The sequence below is a fragment of the Erwinia psychrophila genome, assembly GCF_039023475.1.
Taxonomy (GTDB): domain Bacteria; phylum Pseudomonadota; class Gammaproteobacteria; order Enterobacterales; family Enterobacteriaceae; genus Erwinia.
On the sequence record NZ_JBCHVB010000004.1, the window covers coordinates 326,138 to 339,927 of the forward strand.

Consider the following 13,790-nt stretch of genomic DNA (forward strand, 5'->3'; position numbering starts at 1 on the left):
GCAGGGGCGCTAAATGCCCAAAACTAACAAATCTATGGCGGAGACAATCCTATCCCGCAGCTCAACAGCGTTCCGGACAAAATTCTGTTCGCTCAGGTTTTTAACCTCCGTGGTGGTGAGCATTGAGGTCAGCACCACGTAGTCGTATTCACCGATCGTCATCTGCGGAGTAAGGGATTTGACCTGGGAATTAGTTTCTGACTTTCGTGCCAGCGGCATAACCAGCCTGGTCGAAAGATGGCTCAGTAAATCGGACTGGACGGTAATAAAGTAAGGATAATTCTGGCGGTTTCTTCCCTGATTTTTATAAACTGAAAATTGTTCCATCATAAAACCCTGAAGTCATCGTCATCCGCAAACAGGCCTGTTTCTTCAATAAAGCCGTTCAGGGCATCCAGTCCTGCCCGATTTTCAGCCAGCCACCGTTCCCGCTGCCGCTCTTTCACCGCCTTTTCCAGGGCGCTGTTGAGCGTGGCAGACAAGTTCAGATCCAGCGCTTTTGCCTGATCGATCAGTTCAGCACTGAGATAGACGTTAGTACTGCGTTTTTTAACTGTATCAGCCACTCTCATAAGAATTCCTGTGCCATTTTTATGCGCATAATTATGGCGCATAAAGTGGTTAAAAACCAGCCAAAACAGACTCTCTCTAACTCACCAGATGGGTTTTATCAATCCGGCGCAGCAGCGTTGCCAGCAGCAGGCTCATCACCTGCTTGCCGTAATGGGGTAGGGGGCATAAGGTTTTTAACGACACGCTGGCAGAAATTTCCCTTACTGCTTGCGTTGAAAACTACCGTAATGAATACTACAGTAATCATTGCGGGTTAATGATAAGGCTAAGGGAATGGCTATTTATGTGACACGAAAAGTCGATCGGGCTTTCAGCAAATCCGATCTCCAGGATGACGATTTATGTCTTGCGGCGTCCGGGGTTATGTCAGGTCAGTACGAGGCAAATCTTGGTGGCGGGGTAATAAAAAACGTCTTCCCCTCAAAGCAGGAAAAAGCGGTGGCGCCCGTACAATTATTTTTTTCAAAACGGGTAAGCATCTCTTCTTTGTCGATGCCTGGAAAAAGAGTTCTACCTCCAGTGCGAAAAGAGAAATAGAAGAGGATGAACTGGCTACCTATAAGGATCTGGCGAAAGAGTTCTTTCGCTACGCTCCCACTCTGTTGCTTCGCCTGATATCGCACAAATTTCTCAGAGAGGTTATCTGTAATGGCGGCAAATCTGCTTGAACTCCAGCAAATGGCTCAGGAGTTAAACGAGCTCGGTGCAATGCCTGATGAAACGCTGCAACGCATTAATGCCCGGGTCAGGGTGCGTGAATGGCGCGAGCGCATCGGAGAGGTTCAGGTAATGAACGGTGAGCAAATCAAAGCGATGCGTAATCGCTATGGCATGTCGCAGTCAGCACTGGCTTATACCCTGAGTATGTCGGTAGAAAGCGTCTCTAAATGGGAGCGTGACCAGATCCGTCCAAGCGGCCCTGCCTTGAGATTGCTGAATATTATCGATGCCAGAGGACCGGAGGTTTTTACCCGTTAACTCCCTGATGCAAAAAAGCCCTTAACAGGGCTTTTTTGCTATTTACAGTTTATCAGGCTTAAACCGGTCAACTTACCAGATGAGTTTTATCCAGCCGACGTAACCCCAGCGCCAGCAACAGGCTGCCAAACAGCGTCACCGTAAACACCAGCGGAATATCGATGAACGGATGGTCGGTGTTATCAAGATGATGGGTGCGGATAAAATGGATAAACAGCGCGTGAAAACCGTAAATGGGCAGGGAATTGCGCGAGATCAGCGCTAAAAAAGGCAACGGGCGTTGATTCAGGCAGTTCTTGAACAGCACCAGCAGGCTGACCGCCGCGATAAAGACCACCGGGCCGCAGTAGAGGTACCAGGTATCGGCGAAGGCGCCGTTGATCGCCATCTGCTTTTTCGTCCCCAGTGCAATGCCCGCCACGCTGGCAATAAACAGCAGACCGGCCAGCCAGCTGACGCCACGTCCCCGGGTATTCATCATGCCGATGGCCCGCCCAAACAGCGCGTAGAGCACGTAATAAAAGCTGTCTCCGCTGAGATAGAGATTCAGCGGCAGCCACTGGAACGGCCCGATGGCGCGATCGACGGTATTCGGGTTAGCGAGCACGGCCAGCACCAGCGTCACCGCGGCCAGATAGCCAGCCGTCACCGGCTTGACCTGAATCAGCGGCGAGAGCATGTAGATGCCGATGATGGCAAAGAAAAACCAGAGATGATAGAAAACGGGCTTCTGAAACAGATTTTTAACCGAAAGCCCTTCGTTAATGGGCGTCAGCCAGGTGATGTAGATCAGCGCGACCGTGCTGTAGAAGAGCAGGCAGAGGACAATGCGCAGAAAATGGCGTCCCTGCGCGCTACGCTCGCCAAAAAACAGGTAGCCCGAAATCATAAAAAAGATCGGCACGCAAACGCGCGAGGCGGAATTAAGCAGGTTTGAGAAATCCCAGGTCGTCTCGCTCACCGCCCCGGCATTGGTCACATACCAGGTGGTGGTGTGGATCATGATGACCATCAGGCAGGCGACCGCACGCAGATTATCTATCCAGTTAACCTTTTCCTTCATCTCATCCTCATTCACCCTACTTCAATGCGTACCAGAGGGTAGCCAGTCTGCTGATAATCAACAACCTCCGGGGACGAAAATCAGATCGGGCTGACTATCGCCCGGTCAAAGGGTATACTGGCGCCCACTTTTTATAACTACTGTCTCGCGTGCGAATCCAACATGCAAAAGTTTGATACCAAGACCTTTCAGGGACTGATCCTGACCTTACAGGATTACTGGGCGCGCCAGGGCTGCACCATTGTTCAGCCTCTGGACATGGAAGTGGGTGCGGGCACCTCTCACCCGATGACCTGCCTGCGGGCGCTGGGACCAGAGCCGATCGCCGCCGCCTACGTGCAGCCTTCACGCCGTCCGACCGACGGACGCTACGGTGAAAACCCGAACCGCCTGCAGCACTATTATCAGTTTCAGGTGATCATCAAGCCGTCGCCCGACAATATTCAGGAACTCTATCTCGGCTCGCTGAAAGAGCTGGGCATGGATCCGACCATTCACGATATCCGCTTCGTGGAAGATAACTGGGAAAACCCAACGCTGGGCGCATGGGGCCTGGGCTGGGAAGTCTGGCTGAACGGCATGGAAGTGACGCAGTTCACCTATTTCCAGCAGGTCGGCGGCCTGGAGTGTAAGCCGGTGACCGGCGAGATCACCTACGGTCTGGAACGCCTGGCGATGTATATTCAGGGCGTGGACAGCGTTTACGATCTGGTCTGGAGCGATGGCCCGCTGGGGAAAACTACCTACGGCGACGTCTTCCATCAGAATGAGGTTGAGCAGTCGACCTATAACTTCGAACACGCGGACGTGGATTTCCTGTTCACCTGCTTCGAACAGTATGAGAAAGAGGCGCAGAGCCTGCTGGCGCTGGAGAAACCTCTGCCGCTGCCGGCCTACGAACGCATTCTGAAAGCGGGTCATACTTTTAACCTGCTGGACGCCCGTAAGGCGATTTCCGTGACCGAACGTCAGCGCTATATCCTGCGCATCCGTACCCTGACCAAAGCCGTGGCTGAGGCCTATTATGCGTCCCGCGAGGCGCTGGGCTTCCCGATGTGCAAAACGAAATAAGAGGCAGCCATGACTGATAAAACTTTTCTGGTGGAGATCGGCACCGAAGAGCTGCCGCCAAAGGCGCTGCGCAGCCTTGCCGAGTCTTTTGCCGCGCACTTTACCGCTGAACTTGATACGGCGGGCCTGACCCATGGCGAGGTGAGCTGGTACGCGACGCCGCGCCGTCTGGCGCTGAAAGTGGCAAACCTGAGCGCCGCGCAGCCGGATCGCGAAGTGGAAAAACGGGGTCCGGCGATCGCCGCCGCGTTTGATGCCAACGGCGTCGCCACCAAAGCGGCCGAAGGCTGGGCGCGTGGCTGCGGCATTACCGTCGATCAGGCCGAGCGTCTCGCCACCGATAAAGGCGAATGGCTGCTTTACCGCGCCCTTGTGAAGGGCGAAAGCGCTCAGTCGCTGCTGCCGGCGATGGTCGCCACCTCGCTGTCGAAGCTGCCGATCCCAAAACTGATGCGCTGGGGCGACTCCGACGTGCAGTTCGTCCGTCCGGTGCATACCGTCACGCTGCTGCTGGGCGAAGAGAGTATCCCCGCCACCATCCTGGGGATCGACTCTGCGCGCACCCTTCGCGGTCACCGCTTTATGGGCGAGCCGGAATTCACCATCGACAATGCCGATCAGTATCCGCAGATCCTGCTGGAGCGCGGCAAGGTTCAGGCGGATTACGAGGCGCGTAAAGCCCAGATTAAAGCCGATGCCGAAGCGGCAGCGCGTCAGATTGGCGGCATTGCCGACCTGAGCGACAGCCTGCTGGAAGAGGTTACCTCCCTGGTGGAGTGGCCGGTCGTGCTGACGGCGAAGTTCGAAGAGAAGTTCCTTGCGGTACCGGCCGAAGCGCTGGTTTACACCATGAAGGGCGACCAGAAGTACTTCCCGGTCTACGACAGCGCCGGCAAGCTGCTGCCAAACTTTATCTTCGTGACCAATATCGAGTCGAAAGATCCGCAGCAGATCGTCTCCGGCAACGAGAAAGTGGTTCGCCCTCGCCTCGCGGATGCGGAATTCTTTTTCAACGCCGATCGCAAAAAGCGTCTGGAAGATCATCTGCCGCGTCTGGAAACCGTGCTGTTTCAGAAAGAGCTGGGTACGCTGCGCGATAAAACCGACCGTATTCAGGCGCTGGCGGGCTGGATTGCCGGTCAGATCGGTGCGGATGTGAACCACGCGACCCGCGCTGGCCTGCTCTCCAAGTGCGACCTGATGACCAATATGGTGTTCGAGTTTACCGATACTCAGGGCGTGATGGGGATGCACTATGCGCGTCACGACGGTGAAGCGGAAGACGTTGCCGTTGCGCTGAATGAACAGTATCAGCCGCGCTTCGCCGGTGACGATCTGCCTTCCAGTCCGGTCGCCTGCGCCCTGGCCATCGCCGACAAAATGGATACTCTTGCCGGTATCTTCGGGATTGGTCAGCACCCGAAAGGCGACAAGGACCCGTTCGCACTGCGTCGCGCCGCGCTGGGCGTGCTGCGTATTATCGTTGAGAAGAACCTGCCGCTCGATCTGCAAACGCTGACCGAAGAAGCGGTTCGCCTCTACGGCAGCAAGCTGAGCAATGCCAAAGTAGTGGATGAGGTGATCGACTTTATGCTGGGCCGCTTCCGCACCTGGTATCAGGAAGAAGGTCACAGCGTCGACACCATCCAGGCGGTGCTGGCTCGTCGTCCGACCCGCCCGGCGGACTTTAACGCCCGGATGAAAGCGGTCTCCCACTTCCGTACGCTGGAGGATGCGGCCACGCTGGCGGCGGCGAACAAGCGCGTTTCCAACATTCTGGCTAAATCAACGGAGCCGCTGAATGAGAGCGTTCAGGCATCGCTGCTGAAAGAGAATGAAGAGATCAAGCTGGCGACTTACGTCTCCGCCCTGAGCAGCAAGCTTCAGCCCTGGTTTGCCGAAGGCCGCTATCAGGATGCGCTGGTGGAACTGGCCCAGCTGCGTCCCGCCGTCGACGCCTTCTTTGAGAAGGTGATGGTGAATGCGGAAGATCGCGACGTCCGCATCAACCGCCTGACGCTGCTGGCTAATCTGCGCCAGCTGTTCCTGCAGGTGGCGGATATCTCGCTGCTACAGTAATCCAGCTTCCGCTTTATGCTAAAACAACCCGCCTTCCGGCGGGTTTTTACTTTCTGCCCTATCCCCTGACAATCCCGCCTTGCCCTGCCCGCCACATTTCATATGGCTGTTGGCTCTGTCGATCCGACTTTATTCCCGACTGCGTCGCTGCGCCACACAATCTTGATCCCGGCCTCAGCCCCTTAAAGACCCATGAACAGCCGGTGCTGGCGGGTATCCTCGACGCGCCTCACAAAGCGCCGGACGTCACACCGATTGTTTTCCGTCGCCTGGGCATTTCCGGCACGTCGTCAGGCAGCATTCGCGAAACCCAAAAGGTGCTGGATTTTTCCGGCGCGCACAATGTTGTGTCGGAGGTGGAGGTGATTCGTCTGGATGAGGTAGAGATGGCGTTTGAACGGCTGTTGAAGGGCGACCTGGAGTACCGTTTTGTGATGGGTATGAAACCGGGGTGCCCCTGAAAGACAAAACCCGCCAGGTGGCGGGTTCTACTGCTATGCCAGCAGCTCGCGGCTGAGGCAGGGATTCGATTGAATGAGCTGCATCAGCTTCTGGGCGCTGCGCGAAGGTTTAGTGCGCTTGGCTTCCCAGCTTTTTACCGACGAGACGCTCACGCCCATAGCGAGGGCGAACTCAGTAATTTCCATGCCAGTAATTTCACGGATGCGTTTTGGCTCTGGCGTGGAGACTTCACCCTTTAATGGGGGTGCCGCTTTAATAACTTCACGTGTTAAAACAATATGTTCGAGACTGGACAGCAATTCAGTCATAGGATCTTTAGTTTCCATAAAGCACTCCTCATAAAAATCACAAAATGTGAACAACCAGAGGGAAGAACCTGAGCCTCAGGTTCATAAAACTGGCGGGCATCCGCCGCTGAGAAGCTCTTGTCAGGAAGCGCAGGGGCAGCTCAAAGAAACGCCAGGAACATAATTATTAGATCAAAATCGCCAGTTTGCGTTATGTTTTTTTGACTAATTTTTGATCTTGCCTCTTGCCCGGAATGCCGCGGAGACAGCGGGATTAGCTGCGGTAAGGCTTCCTGCCTGACCTGGTAACGGTTACAGTTTCAGGAAGCATTGCTAATCATTAAAAACACTTTAGGAATATTCTGGAGCCACCCCGGCAAGGTTGCCCTTCTCCTGCGCGATTTTTGAGGTGACAGCGATATTTCTTCCCGCCCCGATCCGGCTTTTCATATCTTCCCCAGGCGAGTTAGACTATTCTTTAGACGCGGCGTAAGCCTCGCTTATCTGTGCCAGATAAAAGCCTTTTTTATTTACAGGAGTTACTCCCAATGATCTCAGGAATCTCACGCGCCTGGACGCGTCTGCTGGTGCCTTTTGCAACACTTATACTGGTTTTCCAGCTGACCGGCTGCGGTGACAATGAAGCCGACCAGCGCAAAGCCTTTAACGACTTCCTGCAAAATACCGTCATGCGCAGCGGCGAACATCTGCCGAGCCTGAGCGAAGATCAGAAACAAAAGTTTGGCAAATATGTCACCGATTACGCCATTATTTATGGTTTTTCCCAGCAGGTTAACCGTGCGGTTGACACGGGTATGAAGCCGGTCGTTGATGAATTATCTGCCATCCGTACCCCGCAGGATTACCTGATCCGCCGTGACTCGCTGCGCCAGGCGAGCGGCTCGCTGAACGTGCTGGCTCAGCAGATTCAGTCAGCCAGAAGCCAGGCAGACAGCAGCAAAGCGGCCCTGGAACAGCCTGACGATCTGAAGCCCGTCTACGACAAAGTTTATACCCGGGTGGTGACGCAGCCCTCCGACACGCTGACCACGTTACTGCCCGCGTTGCAGTCGCTGAGTGAGAATGCGGTACAGGCCGGGGACTTCCTCCAGCAGCAGGGTGAGCAGGTGACGTTTAACGGCCCGGATATCCAGTTCCCTACCCAGCAGCAGGCCACGCAGTACAACACGCTGATGAATAACCTCTCCGCTAACGCGCAGGCCCTGACTCAGGCGCAAAGCGCCCTGCAGCAGGACTTCCGGTAATTTTCCGGCGGCGTTTAACGCGTTTAAAAGCAGCCCACCCGGGCTGCTTTTTAGCATCTAACGATTAAGGCGAGTCAGTCATCGCCGATCGTAAGACACAATAATTATTTTCCGCATTTATACCCGGCCTTTCCGGTATTTTTTTCCATAACATCAGATGAAAAACCTTCAGTTATGAAATTAAGCCTGAATGGCAAACGCATTTAATTTTTTTGATATTCCATTCAATAGCAATAATGGTAATTAATATGCAGATAGCAATAGCGTCGCAGATTACAGATGCAGAAAGAAAAGAGTTATTTAGTGGGTTAGGAAGCCATAACCGCCAGTTTATCAATACTGAATCCTGGGGCCAGTTCGGTGTTTACAGCAGGGACGAATCAGGCGCTATGGTGGGCGGATTAATAGCATCAATAAAGGGATTATGGCTCTGCATCGATTATTTGTGGGTAAGCGAAAGCGTCAGAGGTTCCGGCCTCGGGAGTACGCTTATTGCCATGGCGGAGCAGGAAGGGAAGCTCAGGGAATGCAGGCATGCTCTGGTTGATACATTCAGTTTTCAGGCGTTGCCATTTTATATCAAGCAGGGTTATCAATGCCAAATGACGTTGCCCGATTTTCCCGCTTCAGGCATGCAGAGGCACTACCTCACCAAATCAGATTTACCCTGATATCCGGGCGGAAAAGCGTCACCAGGCACCAGGCATGAATCAATTACAGTCTGATAGCCATATGCATACAACGCAGATCGGACCGGGCAAGGGCTGATGGATAGAGACTTTCCCGAAGCGGGATAAACCCATGCTTCTCATAGAAAGATTGTGCATTAGGAGTTGAGGCTAATGTTAATGCCTTAAAACCGCGCCTACGCGCGTCCTCTTTAATCGCGTTAATAATCTGGCTGCTAAAACCGCGCCCGCCATACGCTGGCAGCGTAAAAACGGCCTCAACGCTGCCGGAAGTGAGATCAAGATAGCCGGTCGCTGCGGGTCGGGCATCCGGGCCTTCAACAATGAAAAAGGGATTGGCGGCGATGACTATCCGGAAACTTTCCGGCATCGCTTCAGGCGTCCAGGCATCGATCACCGCAGCGTCATAGCTGCGCTTACAGCCGTGGCGAATAGCCTGGTTTCTGATATTCCAGCACGCTTCTGCGTCAGCGGGCGTCGCCAGCCTGATATTCATCGACTTCCCTCTCCTGGTTTTAGCGCTGATAAACGTCTCTTTTATCCGAAGATACGTTATTAGCCGGACACAAAAAATGCGTAATTTTCTTACGTACGGCTGTTCAGCAAAATTGCGGCCAGAGGAAACTGTGATCGTACGCATTTCAGCCTGAAAATATTTTGTGATACTCGTCACACTTCAATCAGAAACCTGCCTCCATAAAAAGTGATGACAATCACACTCGAAGGCGATTTCTGCACGTTTTTACGCCGCTGTCTTTTTTTTACACCGCATAAACGTGATCAATGTCACTAAAATCAGCCCTAAAGGCCCGCCAACTTAGTGATCTAAGTCACATTTACCCCGGTCGCTACGCAGCGTCATATTCGCGTGCTAAAGTCCGCCTGCATACAGTGATACTGACGGTTAAACCGTAATGTCCTCAACATAAATAGCGCGCTCTCTTATTTGTCGGCGCGTACCAATAAGGGGTGTGTTTTTATGTCCTCATCAGATATTAAGATCAAGGTTCAGAACTTTGGTCGCTTTCTGAGCAACATGGTGATGCCAAATATCGGGGCGTTTATCGCCTGGGGTATCATCACCGCACTGTTCATTCCTACCGGCTGGCTGCCGAATGAAACCATGGCCAGGCTGGTCGGCCCGATGATTACCTACCTGCTGCCGCTTCTGATCGGTTATACCGGTGGACGTCTGGTGGGCGGCGATCGCGGCGGCGTGGTCGGTGCGATCACCACCATGGGCGTGATTGTCGGCGCCGATATGCCGATGTTCCTCGGCTCGATGATTGCCGGTCCGCTGGGCGGCTGGGCGATTAAAAAATTCGACAGCGTTGTTGATGGCAAAATCAAAAGCGGCTTCGAAATGCTGGTCAACAACTTCTCTGCCGGTATCATCGGTATGCTGTTGGCGATCCTCGCGTTTCTGGCTATCGGTCCGCTGGTACAGGGTCTCTCTCATATTCTCGCCGCTGGCGTGAACCTGATGGTGCAGAACAACCTGCTGCCGCTGACCTCCATCTTTGTTGAACCCGCTAAAATCCTCTTCCTGAATAACGCGATTAACCACGGCATCTTCTCGCCGCTGGGCATTCAGCAGGCCAGCGAAGCCGGTAAATCAATCTTCTTCCTGATTGAAGCGAACCCAGGTCCGGGTATGGGCGTGCTGATGGCCTATATGTTCTTTGGCCGCGGCAACGCTAAGCAGTCTGCGGGCGGTGCAGCCATCATCCACTTCCTGGGCGGCATCCACGAAATCTACTTCCCGTACGTACTGATGAACCCGCGTCTGATCATCGCCGTTATTCTGGGCGGTATGACCGGCGTGTTTACCCTGACGCTGCTGAACGGCGGTCTGGTTTCACCTGCCTCGCCGGGTTCCATCCTGGCCGTACTGGCCATGACGCCAAAAGGCGCTTACTTCGCCAACATCGCGGCGATTGTGGCTGCATTTGCCGTCTCCTTCGTGGTCTCCGCTATCCTGCTGAAAACCAGCAAGGTGAAGGAAGATGACGATATCGAAGCCGCTGCCCGTCGCGTTAACGAAATGAAAGCGCAGTCGAAAGGTCAGAACGGCACGCCAGTAACCGGCGGCGCGGATGGCATGAACAGCGATCTGAGCCACGTTCATAAAATCATTGTCGCCTGCGATGCCGGTATGGGTTCCAGCGCAATGGGCGCAGGCGTCCTGCGCAAAAAAGTTAACGATGCTGGCCTGACGAACATCTCCGTCACCAACACCGCTATCAATAACCTGCCGGGCGATGTGGATCTGGTGATTACCCACCGCGATCTGACCGAACGTGCGATGCGCCAGGCCCCACATGCTCAGCACATCTCCCTGACGAACTTCCTGGACAGCGGCCTCTATACCGATCTGACCTCCCGCCTGGTTGATGCGAATCGCAGCGCAGGCCATCGTGAGAAGGTGACGGCGGCCCTGAGCGACAGCTACGACGACAGCCAGGAACACCTGTTTAAGCTGAGCGCCGCCAATATTTTCCTTGGCAACCAGGCGACGCAGAAAGAGCAGGCGATCCGTTTTGCCGGTGAGCAACTGGTAAAAGGCGGCTACGTTGAGCCGGAGTATGTTGAGGCGATGCTGGATCGTGAAAAGCTGACCCCAACCTACCTGGGTGAGTCTATCGCCGTGCCGCACGGGACGATTGAAGCGAAAGATCGCGTGCTGAAAACGGGCGTGGTGTTCTGCCAGTATCCTGAAGGCGTACGCTTCGGCGATGATGAGGACGATATTGCCCGTCTGGTGATCGGGATTGCTGCCCGCAATAACGAGCACATTCAGGTGATCACCAGCCTGACCAACGCGCTGGATGATGAAAGCGTTATCGCCCGCCTGGCCAGCACCACTGACGTTCAGGAAGTGCTGGACCTGCTGTCCGGTAAAAAGCCAGCGTAACGCAGCCAGACAAGTCAGATTCACCCCAGGGCCGGGCATGCCCGGCTCATTTTTTCGGGTCGGGTTTGCCCGGCCCTCGATCGTTGATACGGGAAAAAATTATGAAAGCATTACATTTTGGTGCCGGTAATATCGGCCGCGGTTTTATCGGTAAATTACTGGCTGACGCTGGCGTCCAGCTGACGTTCGCCGACGTGAATCAGGTGGTGTTAGAAGCGTTAAACGCGCGACATGAATATCCGGTTCACGTTGTGGGCGAGCAGGCGCAGGTGGAGATTGTTAAGGGCGTTAACGCCGTCAGCAGCGCCAGTGATGAGATCGTCCCGCTGATTGCCGAAGTTGATATCGTTACCACGGCGGTTGGCCCGCAGATCCTCGAGCGTATTGCTGGCGGCATCGCGAAAGGAGTGGCCAAACGCAGCGATAACGGTAACACCCGCCCGCTGAATATCATCGCCTGTGAAAACATGGTGCGCGGCACCACGCAGCTGAAGGGCCATGTGCTGAAGGCGCTGCCTGAGCAGTATCATGCCTGGGTGGAGGAGCACGTCGGCTTTGTGGATTCAGCCGTCGATCGCATCGTGCCGCCTTCTGCAGCGGGCACGACCGATCCGCTGGAAGTGACGGTGGAAACCTTCAGCGAGTGGATCGTCGATAAAACGCAGTTTAAGGGCGATCTGCCTGCCATTCCCGGTATGGAGCTGACCGATAACCTGATGGCCTTTGTGGAGCGCAAACTCTTCACCCTGAACACCGGTCACGCCATTACCGCTTATCTGGGCCAGCTGGCGGGTCATAAAACGATCCGCGACGCGATTCTGGATGAGAAAGTGCGTGCGGTGGTGAAAGGAGCGATGGAAGAGAGCGGCGCGGTGCTGATTAAGCGCTACGGCTTCGATGCCGATAAGCACGCCGCCTATATCCAGAAAATCTTGGGCCGTTTTGAGAACCCTTATCTGAAAGATGACGTTGAGCGCGTGGGCCGCCAGCCGCTGCGTAAGCTGAGTGCAGGCGACCGCCTGATCAAGCCGACGCTTGGCACCCTGGAGTATGGCCTGCCACATGCCAACCTGGTGACCGGCATCGCCGCCGCGATGCGTTACCACAGCGATGAGGATCGGCAGGCGCAGGAGCTGGCTGAGCTGCTCTCCCGCCTCGGCGCGCAGGCGACCCTGGCACAGGTTTCCGGTCTGGATGCCGACAGTGAGGTCATCGCTGACGTGGTGAAGGCCTGGAATGCTATGGCATAATGCAGCCGCTTCCGACGTCAACGGATGAGCGGACAGGGCACGGCAACGCCGTGCCCATAAAGGCGGCGTGCCGTCTGGCAAAGAATGATATGCAGGCTCTCATGGAAAAACCACAGGCTTTTGAGAATCGGGTGCTGGAGCGCCTGAATGCCGGTCGTACGGTCAGAAGCTTCCTGATCGCCGCGGTCGAGCTGCTGAGCGAAGCGGTCAATATGCTGGTGATCCAGGTGTTTCGCAAGGATGACTATGCCGTGAAATATGCGGTTGAGCCTCTGCTGCTGGGCGACGGTCCGCTGGGTGAACTCTCGGTGCGGCTGAAGCTGATTTACGGGCTGGGCGTCATCAGCCGCAGTGAGTATGAGGACGCCGAACTCCTGATGGCGCTGCGCGAAGCGCTGAACGACGACGGCACCGAATACCGCTTTACCGACGATGCGCTGCTGGGGCCGTTTGGCGAGCTGCACTGCGTCGCTGCACTGCCGCCGCTTCCCGACCTTTCCGTTGAGGATGCCGAACTGCGCGCCATGCTCCAGCAGCGTTATCAGCAGGTGGTGCGATCAACAATGGTGCTTTCACTGACCGAGCTGATTTCCCGCATCAGCCTCAAGCAGGCTTTCAAAAAGTAGCCAATGCCCTTTCCCTCTTCACGTCGCTTTCGTGTATCCTTGCGGCAATGAATCACTTCACGGTTATTATCTATGAAAGAACAAGTCCAGGCAGAAATCAGAACCCTCAGCGATAAGCTGGATGCCCTGACGCACAAAGAGCCGCTGCTGCTGGAATCCGGCGATGCGGAAAAACTTGGCGAATTGCTGAAAGAGAAAGACAAGCTCATTGCTGAGATCGAACGCCTGCGCGGCGTGCGCGAAGAGAAGCTGAGCAAAGAAGCGCAGAAGCTGAAGCAGCTGCCGTTCAGCCGCGCCATCACCAAAAAAGAGCAGGCTAATCTGGGCGCGCTGAAAAAAAGCGTGCGCGGTATTGTGGTGGTGCACCCGATGACCGCGCTGGGCCGTGAAATGGGCCTGAACGAAATGACCGGCTTCGCTAAAGCGGCATTTTAACGCGCCGTTCTTCTGCGCAAGGGTACGGCTTTCGCACCCTTGCGCGGCTTTATTTTCCGCCAGCCGGAAACTGAAGCCGCTTTCCCTCTCCCGACTCT

At 55.0% G+C, this 13,790-nt stretch carries 14 protein-coding genes and 2 pseudogenes; 11 read left to right on the plus strand and 5 right to left on the minus strand.

The features are described from left to right. Positions 1-9: 9 nt before the first annotated feature. Both AAH446_RS12560 and AAH446_RS12565 read right to left on the minus strand, forming a co-directional pair. On the minus strand, positions 10-330 hold the full coding sequence (locus AAH446_RS12560) for a CcdB family protein (protein ID WP_342907017.1): 321 nt from the start codon (positions 328-330) through the stop codon (positions 10-12). Next, a complete protein-coding gene (locus AAH446_RS12565) occupies positions 327-572 on the minus strand; it encodes a type II toxin-antitoxin system CcdA family antitoxin (protein ID WP_342907018.1) in 246 nt (81 codons plus the stop codon). The genes AAH446_RS12560 and AAH446_RS12565 overlap by 4 nt, the downstream gene beginning before the upstream one ends. A gap of 274 nt (positions 573-846) precedes the next feature. Here AAH446_RS12565 and AAH446_RS12570 point away from each other — a divergent pair. Further along, positions 847-1,241 (plus strand): annotated as a pseudogene (locus AAH446_RS12570) (type II toxin-antitoxin system RelE/ParE family toxin). Beyond that, positions 1,222-1,551: a helix-turn-helix domain-containing protein gene (locus tag AAH446_RS12575; RefSeq protein WP_342907019.1), complete on the plus strand. Its 330-nt coding sequence runs from the start codon at positions 1,222-1,224 to the stop codon at positions 1,549-1,551. Before AAH446_RS12570 ends, AAH446_RS12575 begins: the two are co-directional and overlap by 20 nt. Before the next feature lie 67 nt (positions 1,552-1,618). Here the strand turns inward: AAH446_RS12575 and AAH446_RS12580 are convergent, their stop codons facing one another. Continuing rightward, positions 1,619-2,614, minus strand: a complete 996-nt coding sequence (locus AAH446_RS12580; RefSeq protein ID WP_342907020.1) for an acyltransferase — start codon at positions 2,612-2,614, stop codon at positions 1,619-1,621. A 162-nt stretch (positions 2,615-2,776) separates the two neighbouring features. On the opposite strand from AAH446_RS12580, the gene glyQ reads away from it, so the two are divergent. The 3 genes and pseudogenes from glyQ to AAH446_RS12595 all read left to right on the plus strand — a co-directional run. Further along, complete coding sequence (gene glyQ, locus AAH446_RS12585) at positions 2,777-3,685, plus strand: glycine--tRNA ligase subunit alpha (protein WP_342907021.1); 909 nt, start codon at positions 2,777-2,779, stop codon at positions 3,683-3,685. Positions 3,686-3,694: 9 nt separating this feature from the next. Continuing rightward, on the plus strand, positions 3,695-5,764 hold the full coding sequence (gene glyS, locus AAH446_RS12590; RefSeq protein ID WP_342907022.1) for a glycine--tRNA ligase subunit beta: 2,070 nt from the start codon (positions 3,695-3,697) through the stop codon (positions 5,762-5,764). A gap of 125 nt (positions 5,765-5,889) precedes the next feature. Further along, a pseudogene (locus AAH446_RS12595) lies at positions 5,890-6,225 on the plus strand (NAD(P)-dependent alcohol dehydrogenase); the annotation flags it as partial. Positions 6,226-6,258: 33 nt separating this feature from the next. On the opposite strand, the gene AAH446_RS12600 reads toward AAH446_RS12595, so the two are convergent. Next, positions 6,259-6,552 carry an HTH-type transcriptional regulator gene (locus tag AAH446_RS12600; RefSeq protein ID WP_342907023.1) on the minus strand — a complete coding sequence of 98 codons (294 nt, stop codon included), beginning with the start codon at positions 6,550-6,552 and terminating at the stop codon, positions 6,259-6,261. Positions 6,553-7,061: 509 nt separating this feature from the next. Between AAH446_RS12600 and AAH446_RS12605 the strand changes: the two genes are divergently transcribed. Both AAH446_RS12605 and AAH446_RS12610 read left to right on the plus strand, forming a co-directional pair. Beyond that, positions 7,062-7,778, plus strand: coding sequence for a DUF3053 domain-containing protein (locus AAH446_RS12605; RefSeq protein ID WP_342907024.1), 717 nt, complete (start codon positions 7,062-7,064; stop codon positions 7,776-7,778). A gap of 248 nt (positions 7,779-8,026) precedes the next feature. Continuing rightward, positions 8,027-8,449 (plus strand): GNAT family N-acetyltransferase, encoded by a 423-nt coding sequence (locus tag AAH446_RS12610; protein ID WP_342907025.1) that lies wholly within the window; start codon positions 8,027-8,029, stop codon positions 8,447-8,449. 43 nt (positions 8,450-8,492) lie between these two features. Here the strand turns inward: AAH446_RS12610 and AAH446_RS12615 are convergent, their stop codons facing one another. Then, positions 8,493-8,963 (minus strand): GNAT family N-acetyltransferase, encoded by a 471-nt coding sequence (locus tag AAH446_RS12615; protein ID WP_342907026.1) that lies wholly within the window; start codon positions 8,961-8,963, stop codon positions 8,493-8,495. 483 nt (positions 8,964-9,446) lie between these two features. Between AAH446_RS12615 and AAH446_RS12620 the strand changes: the two genes are divergently transcribed. The 4 genes from AAH446_RS12620 (at position 9,447) to AAH446_RS12635 (ending at position 13,692) form a co-directional block, all read left to right on the plus strand. After that, a complete protein-coding gene (locus tag AAH446_RS12620; protein ID WP_342907027.1) occupies positions 9,447-11,381 on the plus strand; it encodes a PTS mannitol transporter subunit IICBA in 1,935 nt (644 codons plus the stop codon). Between the two features lie 101 nt (positions 11,382-11,482). After that, a complete protein-coding gene (gene mtlD / locus AAH446_RS12625; RefSeq protein WP_342907028.1) occupies positions 11,483-12,631 on the plus strand; it encodes a mannitol-1-phosphate 5-dehydrogenase in 1,149 nt (382 codons plus the stop codon). A gap of 89 nt (positions 12,632-12,720) precedes the next feature. Then, positions 12,721-13,257: a mannitol operon repressor MtlR gene (gene mtlR, locus AAH446_RS12630; protein WP_342907029.1), complete on the plus strand. Its 537-nt coding sequence runs from the start codon at positions 12,721-12,723 to the stop codon at positions 13,255-13,257. Between the two features lie 72 nt (positions 13,258-13,329). Then, positions 13,330-13,692: a YibL family ribosome-associated protein gene (locus AAH446_RS12635; protein WP_342907030.1), complete on the plus strand. Its 363-nt coding sequence runs from the start codon at positions 13,330-13,332 to the stop codon at positions 13,690-13,692. The last annotated feature ends 98 nt before the right edge of the window (positions 13,693-13,790 follow it).